General features: G+C 72.2%; 17 protein-coding genes. 9 read left to right on the top strand and 8 right to left on the bottom strand.

What is annotated here, in order from left to right; translation table 11 throughout:
* Positions 1 to 21: 21 nt before the first annotated feature.
* Positions 22 to 645 (bottom strand): restriction endonuclease, encoded by a 624-nt coding sequence (locus AQI94_RS18805; RefSeq protein WP_031039140.1) that lies wholly within the window; start codon positions 643 to 645, stop codon positions 22 to 24.
* A gap of 227 nt (positions 646 to 872) precedes the next feature.
* Positions 873 to 1,931: a glycoside hydrolase family 5 protein gene (locus AQI94_RS18800; protein ID WP_031039142.1), complete on the bottom strand. Its 1,059-nt coding sequence runs from the start codon at positions 1,929 to 1,931 to the stop codon at positions 873 to 875.
* Between the two features lie 148 nt (positions 1,932 to 2,079).
* On the opposite strand from AQI94_RS18800, the gene AQI94_RS18795 reads away from it, so the two are divergent.
* The 3 genes from AQI94_RS18795 to AQI94_RS45300 all read left to right on the top strand — a co-directional run bounded on the left by AQI94_RS18795 (position 2,080) and on the right by AQI94_RS45300 (position 4,329).
* The gene (locus AQI94_RS18795) at positions 2,080 to 3,126 is read left to right on the top strand and encodes a LacI family DNA-binding transcriptional regulator (protein ID WP_031039144.1); all 1,047 of its coding nucleotides are present in this window, start codon (positions 2,080 to 2,082) and stop codon (positions 3,124 to 3,126) included.
* 100 nt (positions 3,127 to 3,226) lie between these two features.
* Positions 3,227 to 3,745, top strand: a complete 519-nt coding sequence (locus tag AQI94_RS45305; protein ID WP_199814291.1) for an MFS transporter — start codon at positions 3,227 to 3,229, stop codon at positions 3,743 to 3,745.
* A 338-nt stretch (positions 3,746 to 4,083) separates the two neighbouring features.
* Positions 4,084 to 4,329 carry a hypothetical protein gene (locus AQI94_RS45300; RefSeq protein WP_051831933.1) on the top strand — a complete coding sequence of 82 codons (246 nt, stop codon included), beginning with the start codon at positions 4,084 to 4,086 and terminating at the stop codon, positions 4,327 to 4,329.
* Between the two features lie 9 nt (positions 4,330 to 4,338).
* On the opposite strand, the gene icmF is transcribed toward AQI94_RS45300, so the two are convergent.
* On the bottom strand, positions 4,339 to 7,569 hold the full coding sequence (gene icmF / locus AQI94_RS18780) for a fused isobutyryl-CoA mutase/GTPase IcmF (protein WP_031039146.1): 3,231 nt from the start codon (positions 7,567 to 7,569) through the stop codon (positions 4,339 to 4,341).
* Positions 7,570 to 7,854: 285 nt separating this feature from the next.
* Here icmF and AQI94_RS18775 point away from each other — a divergent pair, with 285 nt between their 5' ends.
* From AQI94_RS18775 to AQI94_RS18755, 5 genes are all read left to right on the top strand, one after another.
* Positions 7,855 to 9,057, top strand: coding sequence for an FAD-dependent monooxygenase (locus AQI94_RS18775; RefSeq protein WP_031039148.1), 1,203 nt, complete (start codon positions 7,855 to 7,857; stop codon positions 9,055 to 9,057).
* Positions 9,058 to 9,506: 449 nt separating this feature from the next.
* Positions 9,507 to 11,678, top strand: coding sequence for an MMPL family transporter (locus AQI94_RS18770; protein WP_031039150.1), 2,172 nt, complete (start codon positions 9,507 to 9,509; stop codon positions 11,676 to 11,678).
* Between the two features lie 105 nt (positions 11,679 to 11,783).
* On the top strand, positions 11,784 to 12,545 hold the full coding sequence (locus AQI94_RS18765; protein WP_031039152.1) for a YqjF family protein: 762 nt from the start codon (positions 11,784 to 11,786) through the stop codon (positions 12,543 to 12,545).
* A 116-nt stretch (positions 12,546 to 12,661) separates the two neighbouring features.
* A complete protein-coding gene (locus tag AQI94_RS18760; protein ID WP_031039155.1) occupies positions 12,662 to 13,729 on the top strand; it encodes a glycerophosphodiester phosphodiesterase family protein in 1,068 nt (355 codons plus the stop codon).
* 124 nt (positions 13,730 to 13,853) lie between these two features.
* A complete protein-coding gene (locus AQI94_RS18755) occupies positions 13,854 to 14,897 on the top strand; it encodes a LacI family DNA-binding transcriptional regulator (protein WP_031039157.1) in 1,044 nt (347 codons plus the stop codon).
* Here the strand turns inward: AQI94_RS18755 and AQI94_RS18750 are convergent.
* From AQI94_RS18750 to AQI94_RS45635, 4 genes are all read right to left on the bottom strand, one after another.
* Positions 14,881 to 15,528 (bottom strand): DUF6629 family protein, encoded by a 648-nt coding sequence (locus AQI94_RS18750; protein WP_031039158.1) that lies wholly within the window; start codon positions 15,526 to 15,528, stop codon positions 14,881 to 14,883. The two genes, AQI94_RS18755 and AQI94_RS18750, sit on opposite strands and share 17 nt — an antisense overlap.
* A gap of 100 nt (positions 15,529 to 15,628) precedes the next feature.
* Positions 15,629 to 16,894 carry an alpha-glucoside ABC transporter substrate-binding protein gene (locus AQI94_RS18745; RefSeq protein WP_031039161.1) on the bottom strand — a complete coding sequence of 422 codons (1,266 nt, stop codon included), beginning with the start codon at positions 16,892 to 16,894 and terminating at the stop codon, positions 15,629 to 15,631.
* Positions 16,891 to 18,108: a hypothetical protein gene (locus tag AQI94_RS18740; protein ID WP_037941310.1), complete on the bottom strand. Its 1,218-nt coding sequence runs from the start codon at positions 18,106 to 18,108 to the stop codon at positions 16,891 to 16,893. The genes AQI94_RS18745 and AQI94_RS18740 overlap by 4 nt, the downstream gene beginning before the upstream one ends.
* Positions 18,012 to 21,347 carry a tetratricopeptide repeat protein gene (locus AQI94_RS45635; protein WP_225890213.1) on the bottom strand — a complete coding sequence of 1,112 codons (3,336 nt, stop codon included), beginning with the start codon at positions 21,345 to 21,347 and terminating at the stop codon, positions 18,012 to 18,014. Before AQI94_RS45635 ends, AQI94_RS18740 begins: the two co-directional genes overlap by 97 nt.
* A 196-nt stretch (positions 21,348 to 21,543) precedes the next feature.
* Between AQI94_RS45635 and AQI94_RS18730 the strand changes: the two genes are divergently transcribed.
* Positions 21,544 to 23,706: a protein kinase domain-containing protein gene (locus tag AQI94_RS18730; RefSeq protein ID WP_062229828.1), complete on the top strand. Its 2,163-nt coding sequence runs from the start codon at positions 21,544 to 21,546 to the stop codon at positions 23,704 to 23,706.
* A gap of 36 nt (positions 23,707 to 23,742) precedes the next feature.
* Here AQI94_RS18730 and AQI94_RS18725 read toward each other — a convergent pair whose 3' ends face one another.
* Positions 23,743 to 24,885, bottom strand: a complete 1,143-nt coding sequence (locus AQI94_RS18725) for a S1 family peptidase (RefSeq protein WP_031038762.1) — start codon at positions 24,883 to 24,885, stop codon at positions 23,743 to 23,745.
* Positions 24,886 to 24,976 lie beyond the last annotated feature (91 nt).

The following is a 24,976-nucleotide window of genomic DNA, read 5'->3' as shown; positions in this document are numbered from 1 at the left end:
TGACCTGCGTCTCCCCGTACTTCAGCCGCCGTACGCCTGCTTCCAGCGGGCCCGGTGCCGGGCGTCGCCCTGGCCGCGGCCGTTCACCCCGGCCACCGCCAGGAGACAGGCCCCGTTGTTCCACAGGCCGAGGAGGTCGCGGTGCACGGCGAGGATGTCGTGCTGCACGGCGAACTTCTCGGAGGGTCCGGTGAAGCGCGAGGTCGTCACGAAGACGGCCACGTCGGCGCCGAAGTGCACCCGGGCGCCCACCAGATCGCGCAGCTCGCGGTTCGGGATCGCCCGGCTCGGCGCGTACCGTTTGCACTGGACGACCATGGTCCGCCCGTCCGGCAGCCGCCCGAGGACGTCGGCGCCGTTGTCGCCCGCCCCGCCCACCCGGCGGACCTGCGTGCACCCGTCGCGGCGGCACAGTCCCGCGACCAGTTCCTCGAACTCGGTGCCCGTCATGACGTCCACCTCGGCGAGGGTCCGCCGGCCGGCCCGCAACGCGTCCTCCTCGCGCCGACGACGGTCCCCGGCGCGCAGCAGCCGGTCCGTGCGCCACAGCCACCATCCGATCGTCCCCGCCGCACCGACCAGCAGGAAACCCAACAGATACGGCCACACGCGCGTCCAGAACACCACCAGGAGGAGCAGCGCCACCGCGCCGCCTCCCGCGCCCGACCTGATCCTCCGCGCCCGCCTTCTGCGCGCGGCCGTACCCCTTCGGCGCCTGGCCACGGCGGCCTCCCCCCGGTGTCCCTGTCCAGCAGTCTGGGCAGTTCAGGAGGGCGTGGGTAGGGCGCGAGTCGGCCATGTCCGATCGGCCGCCCCGGACGCCGGTCGGCCGCGGTACCGGAAGGCACCGCGGCCGGACGGGGCGTGCGGGATCAGCCCTGGACGGGCTTGCCGCGGCCCCAGGCCCAGGCGAGGCGGTCGGCGCCGGTCCGGTTGGTGGTCTCCAGCCACGGGCGGGCCGACGGACCGACGAGCTTCTGCACCGAGTAGATGTCGTCGGTGCGCAGGCCCGGCCAGTACACCGAGCCCATCTTCAGCTCACGGAAGGTGTCGGTGACGGCCTGCACGTAGTTGACGAAGTTGTCGTCCGGGGTCTTCACGTTGTAGTTCAGGCCGGTCGTCATCGGCGCGCCGAACTCGTCCGCCACGGTCCGGTTCGCACAGTCGCCGATGCGCACCTTCAGGTCGGCGACCCACTCGTCGTAGGTGGCGTACGACTTCCAGAAGCCGTAGTGGTGCAGCGACAGGTAGGTGCCCTTCAGGCGGGGGTCGGCGCACACCGTGGTGACGTGGTCGTTGTAGCCGGCGCCGCTGACGAAGACGCGGTTGCGCGGCACCGACTTGTAGGTGTCCAGCCACTTCGCGGCGATGTCGGCCCACTGGGCGTCGGTGTAGCCGTGCGGCTCGTTCATCGGCTCGAAGTAGACCCGGGAGTTGCCCTTGTAGGCCTTGACGACGGTGTTCCACATCGGCCAGTAGGTGGCCTCGTCGTCGATGTAGCCGTCCTTGCGGTCACCGGTGCCCTCCCAGTAGGACACGATGACCTTGAAGCCGTGGGCCGTCGCGGCGTCGATGACGCCCTTGTACGACTTCCAGTAGGAGCCGTTGACGGTGTACGGGTTGATCGGCAGCCGGACGGTGTTGGCGCCGAGGTTGGCGCGGAACGCCGAGATGATGCGGCTCGCCTTGATGTAGGTCTGGGCGTAGGTGTCGGAGGTCGACAGGCCCGACAGCTGGAGCTCGTCGTCGGCGAAGTTGTCGCGCGGGTCGGCCCAGTTGACGCCCTTGAACTGGGTCGTGTCGGTGGTCGGCGCGGCGGCGGAGGCGGGGCTGCCGGTGAGGGTGGCGCCGCTGATCGCGGCGATCGCGACGGCGACGAGCGAGGCACGCAGCCTCGGGGCGCGACGGGTGCTGACGGGGGTCTTGCGCATCGACCAAACCCTTTCGGAATGACAGCATGTTTACGTAAACATGACGGCGCCGGAATCGTGGCATCCGCCTCGGCGACCGTCAAGGTTTCCCACACGTAACATCCGATACGACACGCAACAGGTTCGTGTGCGGACGGAGGAGGCAGCAGTGGTGGAGCGGGGAGGATCCGGTGTCCCCGGAGGCAGACGCAAGCAGCGCGTGTCCATGGCCGACGTGGCCAAGCTCGCGGGTGTCTCCTCGCAGACCGTCTCACGGGTCTCCAACGGTCACCCGGGCGTGATCAGTTCGACGCGCGAGCAGGTCCTGGCGGCGATGCGGGAACTGGGCTACCGCCCCAACAGTGCCGCGCGGGCGCTGCGGTACGGCCAGTTCAACACCATCGGCGTGATCCTGTTCAGCCTGTCCTCCACGGGCAACAGCCGCACGGTGGAGGCGATCGCCACCCATGCGGCGGCCGAGGGGTACGCGATCACCCTGATCCCCATCGACGTCCCGACGCAGGACAACGTGCTGGGCGCCTTCACGCGCATGGGCGAGCTGGCCGTGGACGCGGTCATCGTCATCATGGAGATCCATCTCCTCGACACCGGGACGGTGCAGCTGCCGCCCGGCGTGCATGTCGTCGTGGTGGACTCCGACGCCGGCGACCGTCACAGCGTGGTCGACACCGATCAGGCGGACGGCGCCCGGCAGGCCGTGCAGCATCTGCTCGACCTGGGCCACCGGACCGTATGGCATGTCACCGGACCGCAGGCGTCCTTCGCGGGGCAGCGGCGGGCCCAGGCCTGGCGCGCGGTGCTCCGGGAGGCCGGGCGGCCGGTGCCGCCCGCGCTCTACGGGGACTGGTCGGCCGAGTCCGGATACGCGGCCGGGCTCGTGCTCGCCGAACCACCGGACTGCACCGCCGTGTTCGCCGCCAACGACCAGATGGCGCTGGGGCTGCTGCGCGCGTTCCACGAGCGGGGGCTGTCCGTGCCGTACGACGTCAGCGTGGTCGGTTTCGACGACATTCCCGACGCGGCGTACTTCGTACCGCCGCTCACCACCGTGCACCAGGACTTCGCGGAGGTGGGGCACCGCTGTGTCCAGAAGGTGCTGCAGCAGATCCGCGCGGGTGAGGGCGGCCGGCCCGGCACCGATCTCGTCCCGACGCGGCTGGTGGTGAGGGGCAGCACGGCGGCACCGCGGGGCTGACGCCGGGCAACCGCCGGCGTCCTGGACTGCCGTTGCGCGGCCTCTGCTCGCCCGGGTGCGCGCCCTCGTCGGTTGACCTTGGGTGTGGGCCGCGGAGATCGTGACCGCCCTCGGGGCTCAACTGACCGCGTTCGTCGTCCCGTTGCAGATCTACCCGTTCTCCGGTTCGTCGGCCTGGGTGGGCCTCGCCCCGATGGCCGCGGCGGCGCTGTGGGCCGGGGCGCTCGCCGATGTACGGGACCGGCGGCGGGTGCTGCTGACGACCGCGGCCGGCATCGGGGTGACGTCTCTGCTGCTGTGGGCGCAGGCGCGGGCGGATCTCCGGTCGGTCGGTGCACTGCTCGTGCTGGTGGGGGCGCCGCAGGCGCTGTTCGGCGCCAACTCCACGGTGAGCAGGGCCGTGACACCGCGTCTGGTGCGCCCCGAGCTGCTTCCCGCCGCCAACGCCCTGCAGTCGATGGTCCTGCTGTCGGCCGGGGTCGCCGGACCGCTGCTGGCCGGTGGTCTGCTGCCGGCCATCGGGAGCGGGACGCTGTATCTGGCGGACTCGGTCGCCGTCTGCGCCACGGTGTGGGCGGTGTGGCGGCTGCCCGCGCTGCCCCGCGGAGCGCGGCGGTGAGCGACGGCACGAGCCGGTGCTGCGTCAGATTGCTTACGGCATACGGATGGTGATGTCACGTCAGGTCTTGCTGAGGATCTATCTCTGCGACTTCGCCGCCCTGTCCCTCGGCCGGCCGGTGGTGTCCTGGCCGCGCTGGTCTCCGGGGCCTTCACCCGCGTCCACCGCCACGGTGTCGCGGTGGCGGTGTCCGCCGGGACGTGGGGCCTGGCGGTCGCGGGGTTCGGGACGGCACGCTCACTGCCCGCAGCCGTGGTATGGCTGCTCCTGGCCGGCGGTGCGCTCCTCGCGCTCGGGGTCTTCCGGAAGACGGTGCTGCAGACGGCCGTCCTGACGGCGTGCGCGGCCGGCTCCAGAGGATCGACACGGTGGTGGCGGCCGGAGGGACACGCCTGGGCGACCTCCTGCACGGTACGGCAGGCGCCGCCCTCGGGGTCCCGTGGACCGTGACGGGCGGCGGTGTCCTGACGGTCGTCGTAGCGGCGCTGGTCCTCCTCACCGGTGGGCGGCGGAGCCGGCACGGCATCGGGACAGTCGCCGTGAAGCCGGGGGTGCTGCCTCCCGGCTCACGGCGACTGTCGTAACGGCGTGGATCAGACGTTGCGCCGGTACTGGCCGCCGACCTCGAAGAAGGCCTCGGTGATCTGCTGGAGGGAGCAGACCCGGGTGGCGTCCATGAGCACCGCGAACACGTTCTCGCCCCGTACCGCCGCGTCCTTGAGGGCGGCGAGGGCGGCCTGGGCCTCGTCGTGGTGGCGGGCGTGGAAGTCCCGTACCCGCTCCAGCTGGGACTGCTTCTCCTCCTCGGTGGCGCGGGCGAGTTCGACGACGCCGGGCTCGGCGGTGTCGGCGTGGGGGTTGCGGAAGGTGTTGACGCCGATCAGGGGCAGGGAACCGTCGTGCTTGCGCTGCTCGTAGAGCATCGACTCGTCCTGGATACGGCCGCGCTGATAGCCGGTCTCCATGGCCCCGAGCACACCGCCGCGTTCGCTGATCCGCTCGAACTCCTGAAGCACGGCTTCCTCGACCAGGTCGGTGAGTTCGTCGATGATGAACGACCCCTGGAGCGGGTTCTCGTTCATCGCGAGGCCCCATTCCCGGTTGATGATCAGCTGGATGGCCAGGGCCCGGCGGACGGACTCCTCGGTGGGGGTGGTCACGGCCTCGTCGTAGGCGTTGGTGTGCAGGCTGTTGCAGTTGTCGTAGATGGCGATGAGCGCCTGGAGCGTGGTGCGGATGTCGTTGAAGTCCATCTCCTGCGCGTGCAGGGAGCGTCCGGAGGTCTGGACGTGGTACTTCAGCTTCTGGCTGCGCTCGCCGGCGCCGTACTTCTCCTTCATCGCGACCGCCCAGATACGGCGGGCGACCCGGCCGAGCACGGAGTATTCGGGGTCCATGCCGTTGGAGAAGAAGAACGACAGGTTGGGGGCGAAGTCGTCGACGCGCATGCCGCGGGCGAGATAGGCCTCGACGTAGGTGAAGCCGTTGGCCAGGGTGAAGGCGAGCTGGCTGATGGGGTTCGCGCCGGCTTCGGCGATGTGGTAGCCGGAGATGGACACCGAGTAGAAGTTGCGGACCTGGTGGGCGATGAACCACTCCTGGATGTCGGCCATCATCCGCAGGGAGAACTCGGTGGAGAACAGGCAGGTGTTCTGGCCCTGGTCCTCCTTGAGGATGTCGGCCTGCACGGTGCCGCGCACGTTCGCCAGCGCGTGCGCGCGCAGTTCGGCCGTCTCCTCGGGCGAGGGGTCGCGGCCCTCCTCGGCACGGAACCGCTCGGTCTGCTGGTCGATCGCGGTGTTGAGGAAGAACGCCAGGATCGCCGGCGCGGGTCCGTTGATCGTCATGGACACGGAGGTCGTGGGCGCCACCAGGTCGAAGCCGTCGTAGAGCGCCTTCATGTCCTCCAGGGTGGCCACCGAGACGCCGGAGGTGCCGACCTTGCCGTAGATGTCGGGGCGCTCGTCGGGGTCGCGGCCGTAGAGGGTGACGGAGTCGAAGGCGGTGGACAGGCGGGTGGCCGGCTGGCCCTCCGACAGGAGCTTGAATCGGCGGTTGGTACGGAAGGGATCACCCTCCCCGGCGAACATGCGGGCCGGGTCCTCGCCGTCGCGCTTGAAGGGGAACACCCCGGCGGTGAAGGGGAAGTGACCGGGCAGGTTCTCCGCCCGCCAGAACCGGACCAGTTCGCCGTGGTCGGTGAAGCGGGGCAGGGCGACGCGGGGGATCTTGTTGCCCGACAGCGACTCACGGGTCAGCTTGGTGCGGATCTCCCGGTCGCGGACCTTCACGACCTGCTCGTCACCCGAGTAAGAAGCGATCACCGAGGGCCAGTTCGTGATCTGCTCCGTGATCTCGTACGGCAGCTGCCGGCGCGCCTCGGTCAGCAGGGACCGCACGTCCTCGGAGTCCAGGCCGGCGTCGGCGAGCTCGCCCTCGACCATCTGCAGCCGCTGGACCCGCCGCGCCTGCTCGGCCAGTCGCAGTGTCTCGGCGTGGTAGCCGCGGACGGCGTCGGTGATCTCGGCGAGGTAGCGCACCCGGTCGGCGGGAACCACCTGGCGGATGCCGGAGGAGTGGCGTACGTCCGCCCGCTCCAGCGCCCCCTCGGACAGCGGCAGGCCCTTCTCCGCCAGAGTGTCCTTGAGGTGCTGATAGAGCGCGGTGACCCCGTCGTCGTTGAAGGTGGCCGCGGAGGTGCCGTACACGGGCATGTCCTCGGGCCGCTTCCCGAACGCCTCTCGGTTGCGGACGAGTTGGCGGCCCACGTCCCGCAGGGCGTCCTTGGCGCCGCGCCGCTCGAACTTGTTGATCGCCACGACGTCGGCGAAGTCGAGCATGTCGATCTTCTCCAGCTGCGAGGCCGCGCCGAACTCCGGAGTCATCACGTACAGGGAGGCGTCGACGAACGGCACGATCGCCGCGTCGCCCTGGCCGATGCCCGGGGTCTCCACGATCACCAGGTCGAATCCGGCGGCCTTCACGACGTCGATCACGTCGGAGAGGTGTTCGGGCAGCTCGCGGCTGCCGCGAGTGGCGAGGCTGCGGAAGAACACCCGCTCGCCGTCCAGGGAGTTCATCCGGATCCGGTCACCGAGCAGCGCCCCACCGCCCCGCCTACGGGTCGGGTCGACCGCGATCACGGCGATGCGCAGGCCGTCCCGCTGGTCGACGCGGAACCGTCGTACCAGTTCGTCGGTCAGGGACGACTTCCCGGAACCGCCGGTGCCGGTGATGCCGAGCACCGGAACGTTCCGCGCGGCCGCCGTGGCCCGCAGCTGGCGCCGGAACTCCTCGGGCAGCTTGCCGAGTTCGGCGCCGGTCAGGGCGCGGGCGATCGCGAACCGGTCACCGGTCAGCACCGCGGTGAGGTCGGCCGGCCTGCCGTCCCAGAGGTCGAAGTCGCAGTCCTTGACGACCGAGTTCACCATGCCCGCGAGACCCAGTCGCTGACCGTCCTCGGGGGAGAAGATCGTCACCCCGCTCTCCCGGAGCCGGGCGATCTCCTCCGGCACGATCACTCCGCCGCCGCCGCCCACCACCCGGATGTGCTCCGCGCCCTGCTTCCGCAGCGAGGCCACCAGGTACTCGAAGTACTCGACATGTCCGCCCTGGTAGGAGGAGACGGCCACGCCGTGCGCGTCCTCCTCCAGGGCCGCGTCCACGACCTCCCGCACGGATCGGTTGTGGCCGAGGTGAATGACTTCGGCGCCCTGCGACTGGAAGATCCGTCGCATGATGTTGATCGAGGCGTCGTGCCCGTCGAACAGCGCCGAGGCGGTGACCAGGCGGACGGGGTGGACGGGGCGATGCAGATCGCTCATGGCGGAGCCTTCCCAGGACACGTCGAAGAACGCGAGCTGAGAAAATAGTAGGACGTCCTAGTAAATTTGTGGGAGCCGGGTGAGGAGAAGCACAGCAGAACACCCGAACGGCCCTGTGCTCAGGGGGCCCGCTCGTCCTCTGCGGCGACGGCCGCATCCGCAGGCGCCCGCCCCTCGCCGTCCTGTCCGCATACAGCCTCATCTCGGCAAATCCCCTCCACCCGACGGACGTTGGCACGGTGTTCACCTGCTGCGGACCTGCCGGGTGCCGCATAGAGTGGACGGATGCCCGCCCTCCCTCACGGTCCGCGGATCGCCGTCGTCGGCGGTGGCATCGGCGGTCTCGCCGCCGCCGGCTTCCTGCGGCGCGCGGGTCTGACGGCCACGGTCCACGAGCAGGCGTCCGTGCTCGCCGAGGTCGGCGCCGGTCTGGTGGCGGCCCCCAATGTCGTACGGCTGCTGCGTCGCCTCGGCGTGCTGGGGCCGTTCCTGCGGCGGGCCGTGGCACTGGAACGCGCCTGGGAGTTCCGGCGCTGGACGGACGGTTCGGTGCTCTCGGTGGAGCAGCTCACCGGCGTCTGCGAGCGGCTCTACGGCGAGCGGACCTACGGCCTGCACCGGGCCGATCTGCTCAGCGCCCTCAGGTCCGCCGTGCCGGGCGAGTGGATCCGGCTGGGCGCCCGGTGCACGTCGGTCGACGAGACCGCCGGGGACGGTGTGGTGCTCCGCTTCGCCGACGGCAGCCTGGCGCGGGCGGATGTCGTGATCGGCGCCGACGGGGTGCACTCGGTCGTCCGAGGCGCGGTCACCGAGCCCGCCCCGCCGGAGCACTCCGGGCTGTGCGCCTTCCGCACCCTGGTGCCCGCCGCGACAGCTCCGGAGTTCGCGCGGCGGCCGACCCACACCGTCTGGCTGGGGCCCGGACGGCACTTCGTGCACTATCCGATCGCCGGTGGCGAAGCCATCAACGTCGTCGCCGTCGCCCCGGCCGGTGACCACACCCACGAGTCCTGGAGCGCGACGGCCTCCCCCGAGGAGTTCGGGGCCCAGTTCGCCGACTGGGACCCACGGGTACGGGCCCTGATCGCGGCCGGTGGCACCCCTGGCCGCTGGGCCCTGCTGGACCGGGCGCCGCTGCGCCGGTGGAGCCGGGGCGGGATCACGCTGCTCGGCGACGCCGCCCACCCGATGTTTCCCTTCTTCGCACAGGGGGCGGCCCAGGCCGTCGAGGACGCGGCGGTGCTGGCCCGCTGCCTCGCCGACTCCCCCGACGACCCCCGCGCCGCTCTGCGCCGGTACGAGTCCGCGCGCCTCGCCCGCACCACCCGACTCCAGCACCTCAGCCGCACCCGCCGGGACATCAACCACCTCCCCGACGGCCGCGAACAGCAAGCCCGCGACGCCGCCCTCACCACCTCCGACCCCTTGGCGGCCAACGGCTGGATCTACGGCTACGACGCCGAACAGGCCCTCACCGAGGCCCCCTGACCCCGACCGGGTATCTGGCACGACCAGGCGGCTCCGGGAGCGGGGATCGCCCTCCCCAGCCTGGCGCCGGGCAGGGTCCGACCGACTCCCCCGACGACCCCCGAGCCGCCCTGCGCCGCTACGAGTCCGCGCGCCTCGCCCGCACCACCCGACTCCAGCACCTCAGCCGCACCCGCCGGGACATCAACCACCTCCCCGACGGCCCCGAACAGCAAGCCCGCGACACCGCACACACCGCCTCCGACCCTCCACATCGCCCTCGCCCGGCATCAGCCAGGGTCCGGCTGACTCCCGGTCAAGCGATCTTCACCCGTGATCACTACGATGAGAGCTCAAGTCAACTATCCGGCCGGTCCCACGGGGGGATCCTGGGGGACCGCCGGGGGTCGCCGATGCCAGGGACCGCTCCCCGGGCTGCGGTGATCTTCCTTCCCAGGAGGACCTTCCGCATGTTCCGAAGTATTGGCAACGCTGTCGTCCGACATCCCGTCTGGACGATCGTTGCGTGGTTGATCGCAGCCGTGGCGATCGTGGCCACCGCTCCGAGCCTGCCCTCGAACAGTGACGAGAGCAGCTTTCTCCCCAAGAGTTACGAGTCCATCAAAGCGGCGCAGGTCCAGGAGAGGGCGTTCCCCAGCGCCTTCACCCCCTCCGCTATCGCGCTGTACCAGCGCACCGACGGCGGCAAGCTGACCGCCGCCGACCGGAAGGACGTCGCCCGGATCACCTCCGAGCTGGGCAAGAAGAAGATCGACGAGGTGCAGAAGGTCGTCCCCGGCCAGCCGTCCTCGGACGGCAGGTACGCCCTGACCCTGGTCCAGATGGACAGCAAGAACGCCGGCCAGCCCAAGCAGGCCGACGCGGCGAAGGTGTTGCGCGACGACGTCAAACAGCTCGCCAAGGGCACGAACCTCGATGTGAAGCTCGGCGGTTCCGCCGCCCAGGCGCTCGACCAGCAGGACTCGTCCAAGCGCGGCGAGGCACTGATCGGCATCGGCACCTTCCTCATCATCCTGGTGACCCTGCTGATCATCTTCCGGGCCCCGATCCTGGCCTTCCTGCCCCTGATCACCATCGGGTTGGTGTCCGCGATCGCCAACGGGCTGATCGCCTACGCCACCAAGCTCTTCGGCCTCCAGGCCAACAGCTCGATCTCGTCGATCCTGATCGTCGTGCTGTTCGGCGTGGGCACCGACTACTTCCTGTTCCTGATGTTCCGCTACCGCGAACGTCTGCGCCTCGGCGACGAGCCGAAGCAGGCCATGATCAACGCGGTCGACCGGGTCGGTGAGGCCATCGCCTCCGCCGCCGGCGCGGTCATCATCGCCTTCCTCGCGCTGGTCCTGTCGACGCTGGGCTTCCTCAAGCAGATGGGTCCGGCACTGGCGATCGCGGTGACCGTCACTCTGATCGCGGGTCTGACACTGATCCCGGCCGTCGTCTCGCTCATCGGCCCGAAGGTGTTCTGGCCGTCCAAGTCCTGGCAGCGCGAGCCGGAGAACGCCCGGTTCGCCGCGCTGGGCCGCGGGGTGCGGAACCGTCCGGCGCTCACCGCCGGGCTCTCGGGTCTGATCCTGGTCGCGCTGTCGCTCGGGACGTTCGGCTACAACGCCACGTTCGACCTGGCGTCCGGCTCCATGCCCAAGACCAAGGAGTCGATGGTCGTCCAGGACGAGATGCAGAAGGCGTACTCGGCCGGTGCCGCCGCACCGACCGACGTCTACCTGTCCAGCACCGACGGCAAGCCGATCGACACCACGGTCTTCGACGCGTACGCGAAGAAGCTCGGGGCCGTGGACGGTGTGGCGAACGCCCGTCTGTCGCAGGCGAGCAAGGACGGCACCACCGCGGACTTCACCGTCACCCTCAAGTACGAGGCGTCGACGGACAAGGCCATCGAGACGGTGGGCCGGGTCCGCGACGTGGCGCACGCCGACGCCCCGGACGGCACCGAGGCCCTGGTCGGCGGCATGTCCTCGATCTTCAAGGACATCGACACGGCGGTCAACCACGACTACCGGACGGTGTTCCCCGTCGCCGCCGCGCTGATCATGCTCATCCTGGGGCTGCTGCTGCGCAGTGTGGTCGCCCCCCTGTACCTGATGGCGTCGGTGGGCCTGGGCTTCGGTGCGACGCTCGGTGCCACGGTGTGGATCTTCCAGGAGGGCCAGGGGCACTCGGGGCTGATGTTCATGCTCCCGGTGATCATGTATCTCTTCGTGGTCGCCATCGGCACCGACTACAACATCCTGATGATCGCCCGGCTGCGGGAGGAGGCCCGCGAGGGCCGAGAACCCCGCGAGGCGGCCGGTATGGCGCTGCGTCACGCCGGTCCCACGGTGGCCGCGGCGGGCTTCATCCTGGCGGCGACCTTCGCCACGATGATGCTGGCCGGCAACGCCCTGCTCACCGAGATGGGCTTCGCGGTCTCCTTCGGCATCGCCGTCGCCGCTTTCGTCATGGCGATGTTCTTCACGCCCAGCCTCACCGCCCTGATCGGCCACGCCGCCTGGTGGCCGGGGCACGCGGACCGGGCGAAGGAGACACCGGCCGCCCCCGTGCCGGTCTCCGGCGGTGACCGGGACACCGCGGTGCACGATCCGGCCGGACGCCGCTCCTGACACCGCGACGACACGACGGCGTCCGCCGGGCCGATGCGGCCCGGCGGACGCCGTTCCCCGTCCCCGCCCGGCGGGGCGCTTCCGGCCTCTGACACCGTGGACCCCGTGCCGAACCCCACTCCCGTCACCCCGGACGCCCCCGCCCTCACAGGGGTCCCGCTGCTCACCCAGCAGTGGCTCGACCTCGCCTTCATCCACTGGGCCGTCGAACCGGAGGTCGTGGCAGGGCTGTTGCCGCGCGGCACGGTCCCCGACACGCACGACGGGCTCACCTACGTCGGGCTGGTCGCCTTCCGGATGCACCGGGTCGGCTGGCTGGGGCTGCCGGGGGTGCCGTACCTCGGGACCTTCCCGGAGACCAACGTGCGCCTGTACTCGGTGGACGCGCACGGACGGCGGGGCGTGGTGTTCCGCTCGATGGACGCCTCCCGGCTGATCCCGGTGGTGATGGGACGGCTCGGCTTCCGGCTGCCGTATCTGTGGTCGCGGATGAGCGTCCGCAGGGCCGGTGACACCGTCACCTACACCAGCTCACGTCGCTGGCCCGGCCCCCGCGGCGCCCGCAGCCTCCTCACGGTGCGGACCGGTGAACGCATCGGGGAGCCGACCGGCCTGGAGCACTTCCTCACCGCCCGCTGGGGCATGCACAACGCCTTCTTCGGCGGCCCCGAACCGCTGGCCTACCTGCCCAACCACCATCCGCGCTGGCCCCTGTACCGCGCCGAGCTGCTCACCTGCGAGCAGGACCTCGTCACCGCGGCCGGGCTGCCCGCCCCGGCCGACGCCCCGGTCAGCGTCCTGTACTCCCCCGGCGTGCCGGTCCGCCTGGGCCGCCCGGCCCGTCCCGCAGGCATCCCCACGCCCTGACGGCGGCGGGACCGCGTTCCCCGGACATTCACGGCGGGATCACGTCCGGGGGGTTGAACCGGTCCGCGACCGCACTAGCGTCTGTGGGCGTCCCGACCCACACGAGTGAGGTGTCGATGTCCTCAAGACATGTCCTCGCCGGCCTGGCGCTGGTGCCGGTGCTCGCGCTCTCGGCCGCCCCGCCCGCGACGGCGTACGACGGCCACCGACCGCACGCGCCGAAGCCGCGCTTCGACCTCCAGGCCCACCGCGGCGGCCTCGGCATGACGACCGAGGAGTCCCTGGAGGGCTTCGGGAAGGCGCTGCGCCTCGGGGTGTCCACGCTGGAACTGGACACCCACGTCACCAAGGACCTGAAGGTCGTCGTCAACCACGACCGGCAGATCAGCGCGGTCAAGTGCCGTGACACGGGGCCGGTGACGGCCGGCGACCCGATGTACCCGTACGTCGGCAAGTACATCAAGGATCTGACGCTGGCTCAGATCAGGACCATGGACTGCGGTTACCAGCAGCTGCCCGGCTTCCCCGAGCAGGAGGTGGTCAAGGGCTTCCGGATGGTGGAGCTGAAGGACGTGCTGAACCTCGTCAAGCGCTACCGGGCGCGGCAGGTGAAGCTGAACATCGAGACGAAGGTCGAGGCCGGCGCACCCGAACAGACCGCGCCGCGTGCGCTGTTCGTCCGGCGCGTCCACGAGGAGATCCACCGCTCGGGCATCGAGAGGCAGGTCACCATCCAGTCCTTCGACTGGGGCGCGCTCAAGGAGATGCACGAGCTGGCCCCGAAGTGGCCGCTCGTCGCCCTCACCAACTACGACTTCCTCCAGGTCGGCAAGCCGGGCGCGTCGCCGTGGCTCGGCGGGATCGACGCCGACGACTACGGTGGCGACTTCGTCAGGGCGGCCGCCACGATCCCCGGCGTCAAGGCCCTCTCCCCGAACTACGGCTTCCCGCAGAGCGGCAAGGTCGGCGACCCCGGCTTCCGCTTCTACGCCGACCGGACGATGGTCGAGGAGGCCCACGCCCGGGGGCTGAAGGTCATCCCGTGGACCTGCGACGACCCGGCCACCCTGGAGGCGCTCATGGACAGCGGCGTCGACGGCGTCATCACCGACTATCCGAACCGCGTGCGCCAGATCATGGCCGAGCGCGGCATGCCCCTGCCGAGGGCGTACCGGCCCCGCTGACGCGAGGGCGGAACGGCCCCGGCCGACGTGGTCGCGCCGCCGCGAGCCCGCCGACACGGCACGGCGTCGACGGGCTCCTCCAACCGGGCTTGACCCCGCATTCGGTGCCCGACACACTCCCCGCATGGAGGTGACCGGTCACACCCGCGGTCCGGCGAGCATCCGGGATGTCGCCGCGGCAGCCGGGGTCTCGTACCAGACCGTCTCCCGGGTGATCAACGCTCACCCGAGTGTCAGACCGGCGACGCGGGAACGGGTTCTCGCCGCCGTCGAGGAACTGGGCTTCCGGCGCAGCGCCACCGCGCTCGCCCTGGCCAGGGGCCGCAGCAGGACCGTGACCGTGCTCACCGCCGACACCACCCACTACGGCTACGCCTCGATCCTGCGGGGCGTCGAGGAGGCGGCCCGCGCGGCCGCCTACTCGGTGGGCGTGGGCGTCCTCGAATCGGCCGACGAGGCCACCGTCGCCGCGGAGGTGCGGCGCGCCGCCGACGTGGGCGGCGGACTGGTCGTGATCGCCTACGATCCGGCCGGCGTCCGGGCCCTGGAGGCGGTCCCGGCCGGACTGCCGGTCGTCGGCGTGGTCGAGACCCCGGCGAGCCCGCCCGCCGACGACCGGCCCTGGGTGTGGACCGACGACCGCGAGGCCGCCTACCGGGCGACCCGGCACCTGCTGTCCCTGGGCCACGAGACCGTCCACTACGTCGCCATCCCCTCCGACACCCGACCCGCAAGCGCCCGGATCGCAGGCCGGCGGCAGGCCCTGACGGAGGCCGACGCTCCGCAACCCCCTCCCGTGCAGGGCGGTTGGGGCCCCGCCGGAGGGTATGCGGCGGGCCTGAAGCTCGCCGGGGACCCGTCCGTCACGGCGATCCTGTGCGGCAACGACGACCTCGCGCTCGGTGTGCTGCGCGCTCTGCACGAGGCCGGCCGCCCGGTGCCCGGCGAGGTCAGCGTGGCCGGGTTCGACGACGCCCCGCACTCCGCCTATCTGACGCCGTCCCTGACGACCGTGCGCCTCGACTTCACGGGCCTCGGGCGAGCCGCGTTCGCCCTGCTGCACGGAGCACTGGAGGAGTCCGCGCCGATCACCCCGCATCCGGTCTCCGCACCGGAACTGGTGGTCCGGGAGACCTCGGGGCGGCCAGGTCCTACGGACGGTGGGTGATCGCCGGGAGAGCCCGCCTCGGGGCGGGGCGCCCGCGCGCCCACCCGTGCAGGACCACCGAGCAGACCGCCGCCAGCGCGCACCAGGTCGACACGAATTCCAGCCGCCACAGCAGCCAGCACACCACGGCACCTACCCCGGCCAGGGCGCCGAGCGCGGTGAGGTGGCGGTCGCCGCAGAGCAGCAGCGCGCCGACCGTGGCGATCAGGTAGCCCGCCACGAGCAGTTCCGCCCGGGGCAGCCCGATGACGTAGGCCATGGTGTGCCCGCGGATCTCGGCCCGGACCGGGCGGGTGGCCAGACCGTGGGCGAGGAAGGCGGCGGTCAGCGCGCCCACCGCCACGAACGCCGCCACCCGGCGTCGGGCCGGGCGTGCGGCGGCGCACCACACCCCCGCCGGCACCCACACCGCCAGCAGGGGCAGGGCGATGACGGCCCAGGCCATGGTGGCGGCGCCGGTCCCTCCGCCGGTGTGCCAGACCTTGGCCTCGATCAGTTGGTGGGTGCCGAGCAGCAGGGGCAGCGCGGCGAGGGGCAGGTCTGCGGCGCGGTGGGTCCGGATCAGGCAGGCCGCCCCGACGGAGGTGATGGCCGCACCCGCCACCAGGTCCGCTGTCGCACTCCAGCACATGACACCACCATGTCAGGCCGGACCGACGGCCGTGCGCTCCGCCACGAGTGCGAGCGGACCGGCGAGAACGGAGCGGCGCGGACGGAGGGGCGCGGACCGCTCACGCGCAGATGTCCTGCGGGGGCCGGAAGGTGCGGTCGACACCGGCGTCCGTGTTCACCTGGACGCGTACGGTCTCCAACTGCTGGAGCAGCGAGTCCAGTTCACGCTGAGTGGGGTCGCGGAAGAACTCCAGGACGGCCCGGTGGAAGGCGTCCCGGAGTTCGGGCGGCATCACGTCGGAGGCGTCGAAGCAGAGGGTGCGGGCGCGGGAGGTGAGCAGGGAGTCGATCTCCCGCTCGACCGGCGTCGCGGAGGCCGGCGGCGACAACCCGGCCGTGTCCGGGAACAGCGGCCGTACCGCCGGATCGGCCTCGGCCCACCACAGCTCCCGCCCGGCCGGGCTTGACAGCCGCTCCACGAGCTGCTGGGCGTCCGGGTCGTCGCTGAAGACGGCGGCCATGTCCCCCGCGACCTCGAAGGCGTCCCGGTACGCGGACTGTCCGTCCAGATAGCGGGCCGACGGCTCCACCGTCACGTCCTCGCCCGCGTAGACGTACCGGATGAAGGCGCTCTGGTGTTCGTGCGTGCAGGGGAAACCGGGCGAGCCGAGCAGGCCGCGCGGCTGTCCGCCCGGGCCGGTCGAGCCCTCGAAGGACGTGGTCAGGGAGCGTTCCACGGACTCCGGGGAGCGCTTGCCGAGCAGCTTCGCCCAGGTGGTCCAGGCGCGTTCGACAGCCGGGTCCCGCCAGTCGAGACGGCCGGTGGCCCACTCGGTGTAGAGGGCGGGGCCCGCCTGGTGGAGCAGAAGGTCCTCGATCCAGTCGGTGCCGGGCCAGCCGGAGGTGGCCTGCGAGGCGAGGCCGACGCACCAGGTGGGCCGTTCGCTCGACGTGCCGCGCCTGCTCCACACGAGGCTCTTGAGGTCGACCTTCAGTGGCACCCAGTAGGTGCGCCGCCTGCTGTCCACCAGCAAGGTCGGCGCCCAGGGCGGATAGGCGCGCTCGGCACTCGCCTCGGCGAGCGGCTTCAGCTCGTCGCGGCGGGCGTACTCGGTGAGTTCGCCGATGCTGTTGAGGACCGCCACGTCCGGCGGATCGTCGGCCTCCAGCTGTGAGACGAGCGTCTCGCGCAGCGAGCGGGTGCCTTCGTAGGTGTACGTCCGTCCGGTGCCGTCGTCCAGTTTGTCGAGGGCGGCTTCGAAGGCCTTGCCCTCCTCGCCGGTCCAGGGGCCGAGGACGACCAGCGGGTCGCGGGTGTCCGACCCGCAGCCGGGGACGAGGGCGAGCAGACACACCGCGAGGAGGACGCGCAGGACACGGCTCATGCGACGGCTCCCGGGCGGGCGACGACGAGGTACTCGCGGCGGTAGGCGTGCAGTGTGCCGGCGATCACGGCAGCGACGCCGAGGCCCGCGGGGAACACGAACGGGGCGATGCCGTCGAGGAAGGCGAGCCGCCCGTCCGCCAGGCCCTCGTCGATCCGGGCCCGAAGCGTCTCGATGGCCTGCGGTTCCGGTCCGGCGAAGGGGCTTTCCTCGGCGGCCGTCTCCGTGCGGGGCGAGGTCTTCTCGGCCAGCGCGTCCGCGACGGGGACGGTCCCGTGCTGGGCGTCCAGGGTGAGCAGGGCGTCGACCGTCAGGAACGGTACGGCGAGCAACGGCAGGGCGGCGGCCGCGAGGGGGATGCTCAGCCGGATCCGGAAGCGGCGGCGCAGGAAGGACACCGTCCGCCACAGCCCGGCGGCGAGCAGGGCGAGGGCGAGGACGGCGATCACCGCCGCGGTGATGGTGCCAGCTCCCCAGGCGGCCCGGCTCGCGAGCCGGGCGCGCAGCCGCCCCTCCAGGCCGGTCACCCGGTCGACGATCGAGGTGGCGGCGGAGCCGGTCGCGGCCGGGCAGGCCGGATACGGGTTCCTGCCGGTCGCCGCGACGGGCTGCGAGCACAGCATGCTGCGCGCGTAGGTGAGTTCGGCGTCCCGCAGGACCGGGTCGGTGGCGTGGCCCTGGGCCCGGCCGATCCAGCCGGTGTAGTCGACGACCAGCGCGGACACGACCCGTAGTTCCTGTTCCTCGGCGACGGTGAGGGCACCGCTGCGGGTGACCTGGTTCAGGCTCTGCGTGGCGCGGGCGATCCGGGTCCGGTACCGCTCGCTGAGCCCGCTGAGCTCGGCCGCCCGGCCCTCGGCGAGATTCCGCTCGGCCTCGCCCTGCGCGATGAGCAGCGAGGCCCGGGCGTCCGCGAGGTCGACCAGCGCGGGCGCCGCGCGCTCCCGGATGTACGCGGAGTCGCCCCGCACGCCCGCGTAGGCCCAGCCGAGCGCCCCGAAGGCCACCACGGCGAGCAGCGGCAGCGCGACGAGCCGGTCCCGCAGGTAGGCGCGGTTGCGGTGGCCGACGGCGGAGGGCCAGGCGTAGCGGTGGACCCGGCGGACGAGTTCGGCGGTTACGGCGGCGACGGCCCGCGTGAGGCGGAGTGTGTCCTGTGCGACGGCGCGCGAGCGACCGTCCGGAGCCAGTCGGCGACTCTCTTGCCGAGCCATGGGCTGTCCCTGTGGTGTCGGAAGGCGAGCGGGCGTACCTCGTAGGCGCGGTCCAGGAGGATCTCGGCCACGGCCGCGTCCTCGGGGGCGGCGGAGCGGGCGGCCTGGTGGGCGAGGGTGACATAGCGGCGGGACAGGTCCTCCCGCAGTCCGTGTTCGTCGGGCGGGAGGCCGAGTCGGGGATCCGCGCCGGCGGACAGCGCCGCGAGGTCCGCCGCGTCGAGGGCGCCCCGGGTGAGGGCGCCCTGGACGGCCTCCCAGACCTCGACGGTCATCCGGACCCTGGCCTCCTCGTCGGTGAGGCCGTGCGCGTGGAAGAGCAGCGCGAGACGTCCCAGCACCTCGCGCAACCGCTGCGGCAGCTCGTCGTCATGACCCGCCCTGCGCACGTATTCGATGCCGATCCGCACGGCCGCGGTCCGCGCGGCGGTCCGGTGCCGCGAGTGCTGGGGTACGGCGTCCAGTTCGCGTACGGCCTCCTCGCGCGCCCTCTCGCCATCCAGCGCGAGCCGGGCTCGTGCGGCGCCGAAGGCCGCGCTGCCCAGGGAAGGGTTGCGCAGCCGGACGGCCTCGTAGAAGGTCAGGGCCTCGTGCGGGCGCCCGAGGCGTTCCGCGCAGTGACCGAGGGCCAGCTTGGGCGCGTACTCGCCGGGGATCGCCGCGTACACCCGGTCGAAGTGCCGCCAGGCGGAGGGGACTTGGTCGCGGGCGAGGGCCAGGAGCCCGCGGTGCCAGTCCAGCCGCCAGTCGTACGGGGCACGGGCCGGGCCGATCCGTGCCTCGGCCGCCCGCAGTTCCCGTTCGGCGGCGTCGGGTTCGTCGGCCGGGTTCCGCAACCGCAGCCGGCAGCGCAGGAGATGAACCTCCGTGGAGTCCTGCCAGTCGCCGATGTGCTGGAGCAGGGCCTCCGGGGCGGCGTCGGCGAGTCTGCTGAGCTCGGCGTGATGCTCGTCGTGGGGGTCGGGGCGCGGGACGGGCAGCCGCCGGGCGACTTCGGCGGGCGACGGCGGGACGAACGGGGACGGGGCGTCGGGGGCGGTCCAGTGGGCGAGGGGTGGCGCGGAGCCGAGGGCACCGTCGAGGGCGTAGGCCGACTGGTGGAAGAGCGGCGAGGGCTCGAAGGTCTCGGCGCCGGTACGCAGTGACCGCAACTCGCGGAACACACCTCGCAGTTGCTGCTCCATCTCCCGTGCGTCGGCGAACCGTCCCGCGGGGTCGCTCAGCGTGGCCCGATGCAGGACACGGGCGAGCGAGAGGAGACCGAGACCGCGGGGAACGGGTGCGGTGGCGTCGCCGGGCCCCCACGGTTCCTTGGCCATCACCTCCCCGCCGGCCACCGGACCTCCAGAACCGGACCCGGCCCCTTCCCTCACCTCCGGCACACCCTCGACGGCCACCGCCCGGCCACCCCTCGACACCTCACCGGCATCCGGCCCGTGGCCGGCTCCCCCCGCCTCCGCGGCACCGGAAGGCCGCGGCTCGCCGTGCGTCCCCGGCCCCCCGGGAACTGCCGCGTGAGCCACCCCCGCCGACTTCCCGACATGCCTTGCGGCTTGGGCACGCGGCGCCTTCCCTCCGGCCGGCCCCGGGACGACGTCGGCCGACGCCTTCTTGCCTTCAGGCCCCGGGACCACCCCGCCACCCGACCCGTGAGCGGCACCGGACTCCCCGGCGCTCACGACCCCCTCGCCACCCGAAGCGCCGCTCAACGCCCCTCGACCACCCGCCCCCTGACCCACCCCCGGGAATTCCGCGCCGCCCACTCCCAGGCCCCCACCCGGCACCACCGCGCCCCCCGACCCCTCAGCGGCACCGGGCTCCCCCGCGCTCACTACCCCCTCGCCACCCGAAGCCCCCTCACCCCCTGACCCGCGAGCCACGTCCGAGCTCTCAGCGGCGCTCAGCTGCTCTCGGCCACTCCGTCCTAAGCCCGCACCCGAGGGCCCCACGCCACTCGGCCTCTGTACGACGCCCGTCTTCCCGCCGCTCGAATCGGCTTCGACGCCCGGGGCCTCCCCGGCCCCTGGCCGCTGGTCCGCACCCGCAGCCGCACCGGCGCCTGGTGTTGCTTCGCCACCCCCACGCCGGGCGGCCGCACCCTGCGCCGGCACAGCAGATGCCTCGCCGCCGCTCAGGGCCCCCTCAGCGGCCGTTCCCCGAGGGACTCCCGACCGCGCCCCACCGCCGAAGGCCTCCTCGGCCACCCGAGCGTTCCGGGTCGCCGGAGTCTCGCCGGCGGCCACGGCGTCCGCGGCGAGCCGTGCCTCACCGGTGGTCGGCGCCGTCCCGGCAGCCACCCCCGCTGCCCTTGCCGCATCCGCATCCGCATCCGCCCCAATGGGCCCGCCGGGCTCCTCCCGCAGCGTCCCCACCTCCCCGAGCCGGGCCAGGTCCTGCGCCGACGTGCCCAGTCCGCTCAGGCGGCGCAGTGTTTCGCCCAGGCTGAAGAGGTCGTCCTGCGGTCTGGACTCGCCGTAGGGCCCGACGGTGGGGGCGCTGAAGCCCGTGGTGGTCATCCCCGGCGCCCCCGCGGGACGCACGCTGCCCACATCGATGATCTTCGTCGTGGTGCCGTCGTGCATGACGTTGTCCGGCTTCAGGTCGCCGTAGACCTTGCCGGGCCGGTCCGCGTGCAGATACGCGAGGGCGGACAGGATCCGCACACCGTAGGCGAGCACGAACTCGTGGAAGCGCTGGTCGCCGAACTCCCCCGGGTTCAGCTGGGCCCGCGCCCGCACCTCCTCCAGCGTGAGCCCGTCCACGTACTGGAGGACGAGGAAGTCGCCGACCTCGGGGTGATGGCCGTAGTTGAAGACGCGGATGATGTCGTCGTGGCCGAGGTCGACGAGGGCCCGCCGCTCCCGGGCCAGGGCGCCCGCCGCGGCCGCCGCCTGATCCGGGTGCAGCATCTTGATGGCGACCTCGCGATGGTCGACCTTGGTGTCGAGCGCGAGGTAGACCTCGCCCATGCCGCCGTAGCCGAGCGGCCGGATGAGGCGGTACTGGCCCGCGAGCAACTGCCCCGGCGGCAACGGCAGTTCACCGGGGTCGCTGCCGGGACCCCAGCCGCGTCCGAGCAGCGTGATCGTGGGCAGCACGGTCGGGTCGGGGTTCTCCGCGGGGAGGTCGACATGCGCGGCCCTCAGATACATCGGCTGTCCGGTGACGACAAGCGGACCGAACGACCCCTCGGATTCCGGTACTTCACCGAACGCACTCCCGCCCCGAGCCCCCTTCATGCCTCCTCAGAATAGGGCCAGGTGCCGGGATCGACCCCTTCCGTTCCTCCCGGGAAGCGTGATCCCGCGGGGTCCGGCCGGACGAGAAGGCCGGGATCGCCGTCCCTCAGGGACGGGCACCCCTCTAGAGTGAGGGGTTCCTGTCAAAAGCGTCCGGACCGCAGCCGTCCTGGCCAGAAGCGGTGAAGGAGACACGGTGACCCTGCGCGAGAACGATCCGGAGTCCGTCGGCGGCTACCGGATCGAATCGCGGATCGGGACCGGCGGCATGGGTGTCGTCTATCTCGGCCGATCGGCCTCGGGACGGGCCGTCGCGGTCAAGGTCGTCCACTCCCGGTATGCCGACAACCCCGAGTTCCGGGCCAGGTTCCGGCAGGAGATCGCCGCCGCGCGCAGGGTCAGCGGCGCGTTCACGGCGCCGGTCGTGGACGCGGACCCGGAGGCGGCGAGGCCGTGGATGGCCACCGCGTTCGTCCCGGGCCGTACCCTCGCCCAGCTGGTCGACGAGTCGGGACCGCTCGACCGGCCCGCGCTGCGCCGCCTCGGCACCGAACTCGCCGAGGCGCTGCGGGAGATCCATCGCGCCGAGGTCGTGCACCGGGACCTCAAGCCGAGCAATGTGCTGCTGCTGGAGAGCGAGGGCGACGACGGGGCCGTACGCGTCATCGACTTCGGCATCTCGCGGGCGGCCGACAGCGATGTCCGCACCCAGACCGGCATGGTGATGGGCTCGCCGCCCTTCATGGCACCGGAGCAGTTCAGCCGCCCGCACGAGGTCGGCTCCGCGGTGGACGTGTTCTCGCTGGGCGCGGTCCTGGTGTACGCGGCCACCGGGCACAGCCCCTTCGAGGCGGAGAACGCCTACCTGGCCGCGTACAACACCGTGCACGGCGAGCCCCGGCTCGGGGAACTGCCCGAGCGGTTGCGCCCGTTGGTCTCGCGCTGTCTGGCGAAGGAACCCGCGGACCGGCCGACGGCGAGCGAGGTGCTGGAGGAGCTGGCGGGGCTCCCGGGTGACCTGCCCGAGGGGCGACCGGCCGACGGACCCTCCCCGGAGCAGCGGTTCCCGCGGGCGGACGGCGTGACCTCGCGGCTCGGCGACAGCGGGCCGGTCCGGCGCGGGCGCCGCGGGCGGAGACTGTGGGCCGCCGTCGCCGCCCTGGCACTCCTCGGCGGGGCCGGGGCGGTCGCGGCCGCCGTGGTGGGCGACCGACCGGCGAGCTCGGTGGACGAGTTCGACGCCCTCGCTCCGCGGACGACGCCCGGCGGGACGGCACCGGCGGGCTGGCGGCCCTGGCACAACGCTCTCGGGTCGGACGGCAAGGACCAGCCGATGAGTATCGGCCCCTCGTGCACCCCGGACGCGCTGGGCGTGTTCTGCGCCTCCGAGCAGGTCGCCCTGACGCGGCTGAACCCGGCGACGGGCACCGTGGAGTGGACGAAGTCCATGAGCCGCAAGCAGGTCAGCTCCTTCTCCGTGCGCGAGCCCCTCGTCCATGGCGGCGTGGTGTTCGTGTACAGCGCGGACCGCTCACAGGGCGTCGACGCGTACGACGCGAAGACCGGCGAGCGGCTGTGGCGACTGAAAGGCCCGCTCGGCGAGTTCGAGTACCTGGGCGGAGTGCTGCTCGTCCGGCTGGATCAGCTCGGCCCCTCCGACACGGCACGCTACGCGGCCTACGCGCCGCGCACGGGCAAGGAGTTGTGGCGGCGCGAGCTGACCTCCACCTCACCCAGCCCGTTCTACGAAGGTTCCGAGGACACGCTCTACGCCGATCTGCGCGGCGGCGAGGGCGGCGTCGCCCGCCTCGACGCACGGACCGGCAGGACCCTGGGCAGCGTCGACGCGCCGAAGGGCGACCTGTGGCTGGCGACGGTCCATGACGGCACCGCCTACTGGGCGCGCTGGGAGGACGGCTCCGGAGTGTCCGCCGCCTTCTTCGTCCAGGACCTCGGCAGCGGGAAGACCCGCCGGATCGACTTCCCCTGGAGCGTGGAGCCCGAGGCGCCGCCGCTGGTGCAGGGCGACACCATGTACATCTTCGACTACGGCAACGAGACCCTGCTCGCTCTCGACGTGAAGCACGGCAAGCCGCTGTGGTCCAGCTCGCGCGACCTGCGCGTGTTCAGCGAACCGGCCTACCATGCGGGCCGGTTGTACGTCACGATGCCGGACACCAGCATCCTGGCCCTCGACCCGGGGACCGGCAAGGAGATCGGCCGTACCGAGCCGTCCTTCGACACGGGCGGCCGCTCCTTCGAGGAACTGTCGCCGAGTTCGGTGCCGCCGCTGCTGGTGGGGAAGGTGCTGTACGGGGTGAGCGGCCCGGGGATCTTCTCGGTGGCGGACGTCTCCTGAGGGGCCCGGCCCAGCAGGGGCCGGGCCCACCCGGGCTCAGGCCGTGTGCAGGGTCAGCCCGTACCGGTTGAGGATCTCGTTGACGGGCTGGAACCAGGTCTCACCGCCGCTGGAGCAGTTGCCCCAGCCGCCGGAGGTGACACCCTGGGCCTGGTCGCCGCTGATGAACGAGCCGCCGGAGTCGCCCGGTTCGGCGCAGACGCTGGTCTTGGTCATCTGGTGCACCGCGCCCTGGCTGTAGTTGACGGTCTCGTTCATGGCGAGGACGGTGCCGCAGTGCCAATGGGTGGTCGATCCCGAGCGGCAGATGGAGGCGCCGACGGGCGCCACGTTCGAGCCGCGCACGAGCTGGTCGGAGACGGTGCCCCAGCCGAGCACGACCGGGACGGTCCACCAGCCGCTGCCCACGTTGACCCAGGCGTAGTCGTTGTCGGGGAACGACGAGCCCTGGAAGTTGCCGACGTAGCTGCGGTCCCAGCCGTAGACGCTGCCGGTGTGCTGGTCGCAGTGGCCGGCGGTGACGAAGCCGCCGTAGACCGAGAATCCGATGGAGCAGCGGACGTTGCCGGTGTAGTAGGGGTCGCCGCCGACGGTGCCGGCGGCGAAGGTGGTCGGCGCGGCGGCCACCTCCCGCACGGTGACGGGACCTGCCTTGCGGGCGCGGGCGACGAACGCCCGGACATCGTTGTCACGCTGTCGGCCGCTGACGACGTTCACCACCACGGTGCCGGCCTTCTGGTCGACGTGCCAGCTGCTGACGGCGTCCGGTGCGGGGAGTCGGTCGAGCCGGGCCTGGGTGGCGGAGAGTTCGCGGGCGCTGTGGGCGACGGTGCGGACCGTGGCGCCGGTGGCGCGTATCTCGCGCAGGGCGGTGGCGGAGGCGCCGGGGGTGACGGCGACGGTCAGCGTACCCTTGGCGGCGTCGAACCAGGAGCCGCCGAAGGACGCGCCCGCGGCCCGGCGGACCTCGGGCTGGAGAGCCGTGGCCTTCCGCTCGGCGGCGAGCCTCGTCACGGCCTGCTCGGGCGAGAGGCCGAGGTCGCGCTGCATCGCGGTGAGGAGACCGGCGGAGGCGGGCGCCTTCTCGTCGGCGGTGGCGGGCACCGTGCCCGCGGCCGCGCCGGCACCGAGCAGGAGCAGCACGGCAAGGCCCGCGCGCATGATTCGGGTGCGTCTCATGGAGATTGCCCTTCGTCGTTCAACGGGATGACAGTGTTCTCTGAGAGCGCTCTCAGGCTGGCCCGGCAGAGCTTAGTCCGCGACAATTGAC

It is taken from the genome of Streptomyces pseudovenezuelae (assembly GCF_001513955.1).
Classification (GTDB): Bacteria; Actinomycetota; Actinomycetes; order Streptomycetales; family Streptomycetaceae; genus Streptomyces; species Streptomyces pseudovenezuelae.
The sequence above is the reverse complement of the archived record's forward strand: the minus strand, read 5'-3'. Positions and strand labels throughout refer to the sequence as shown.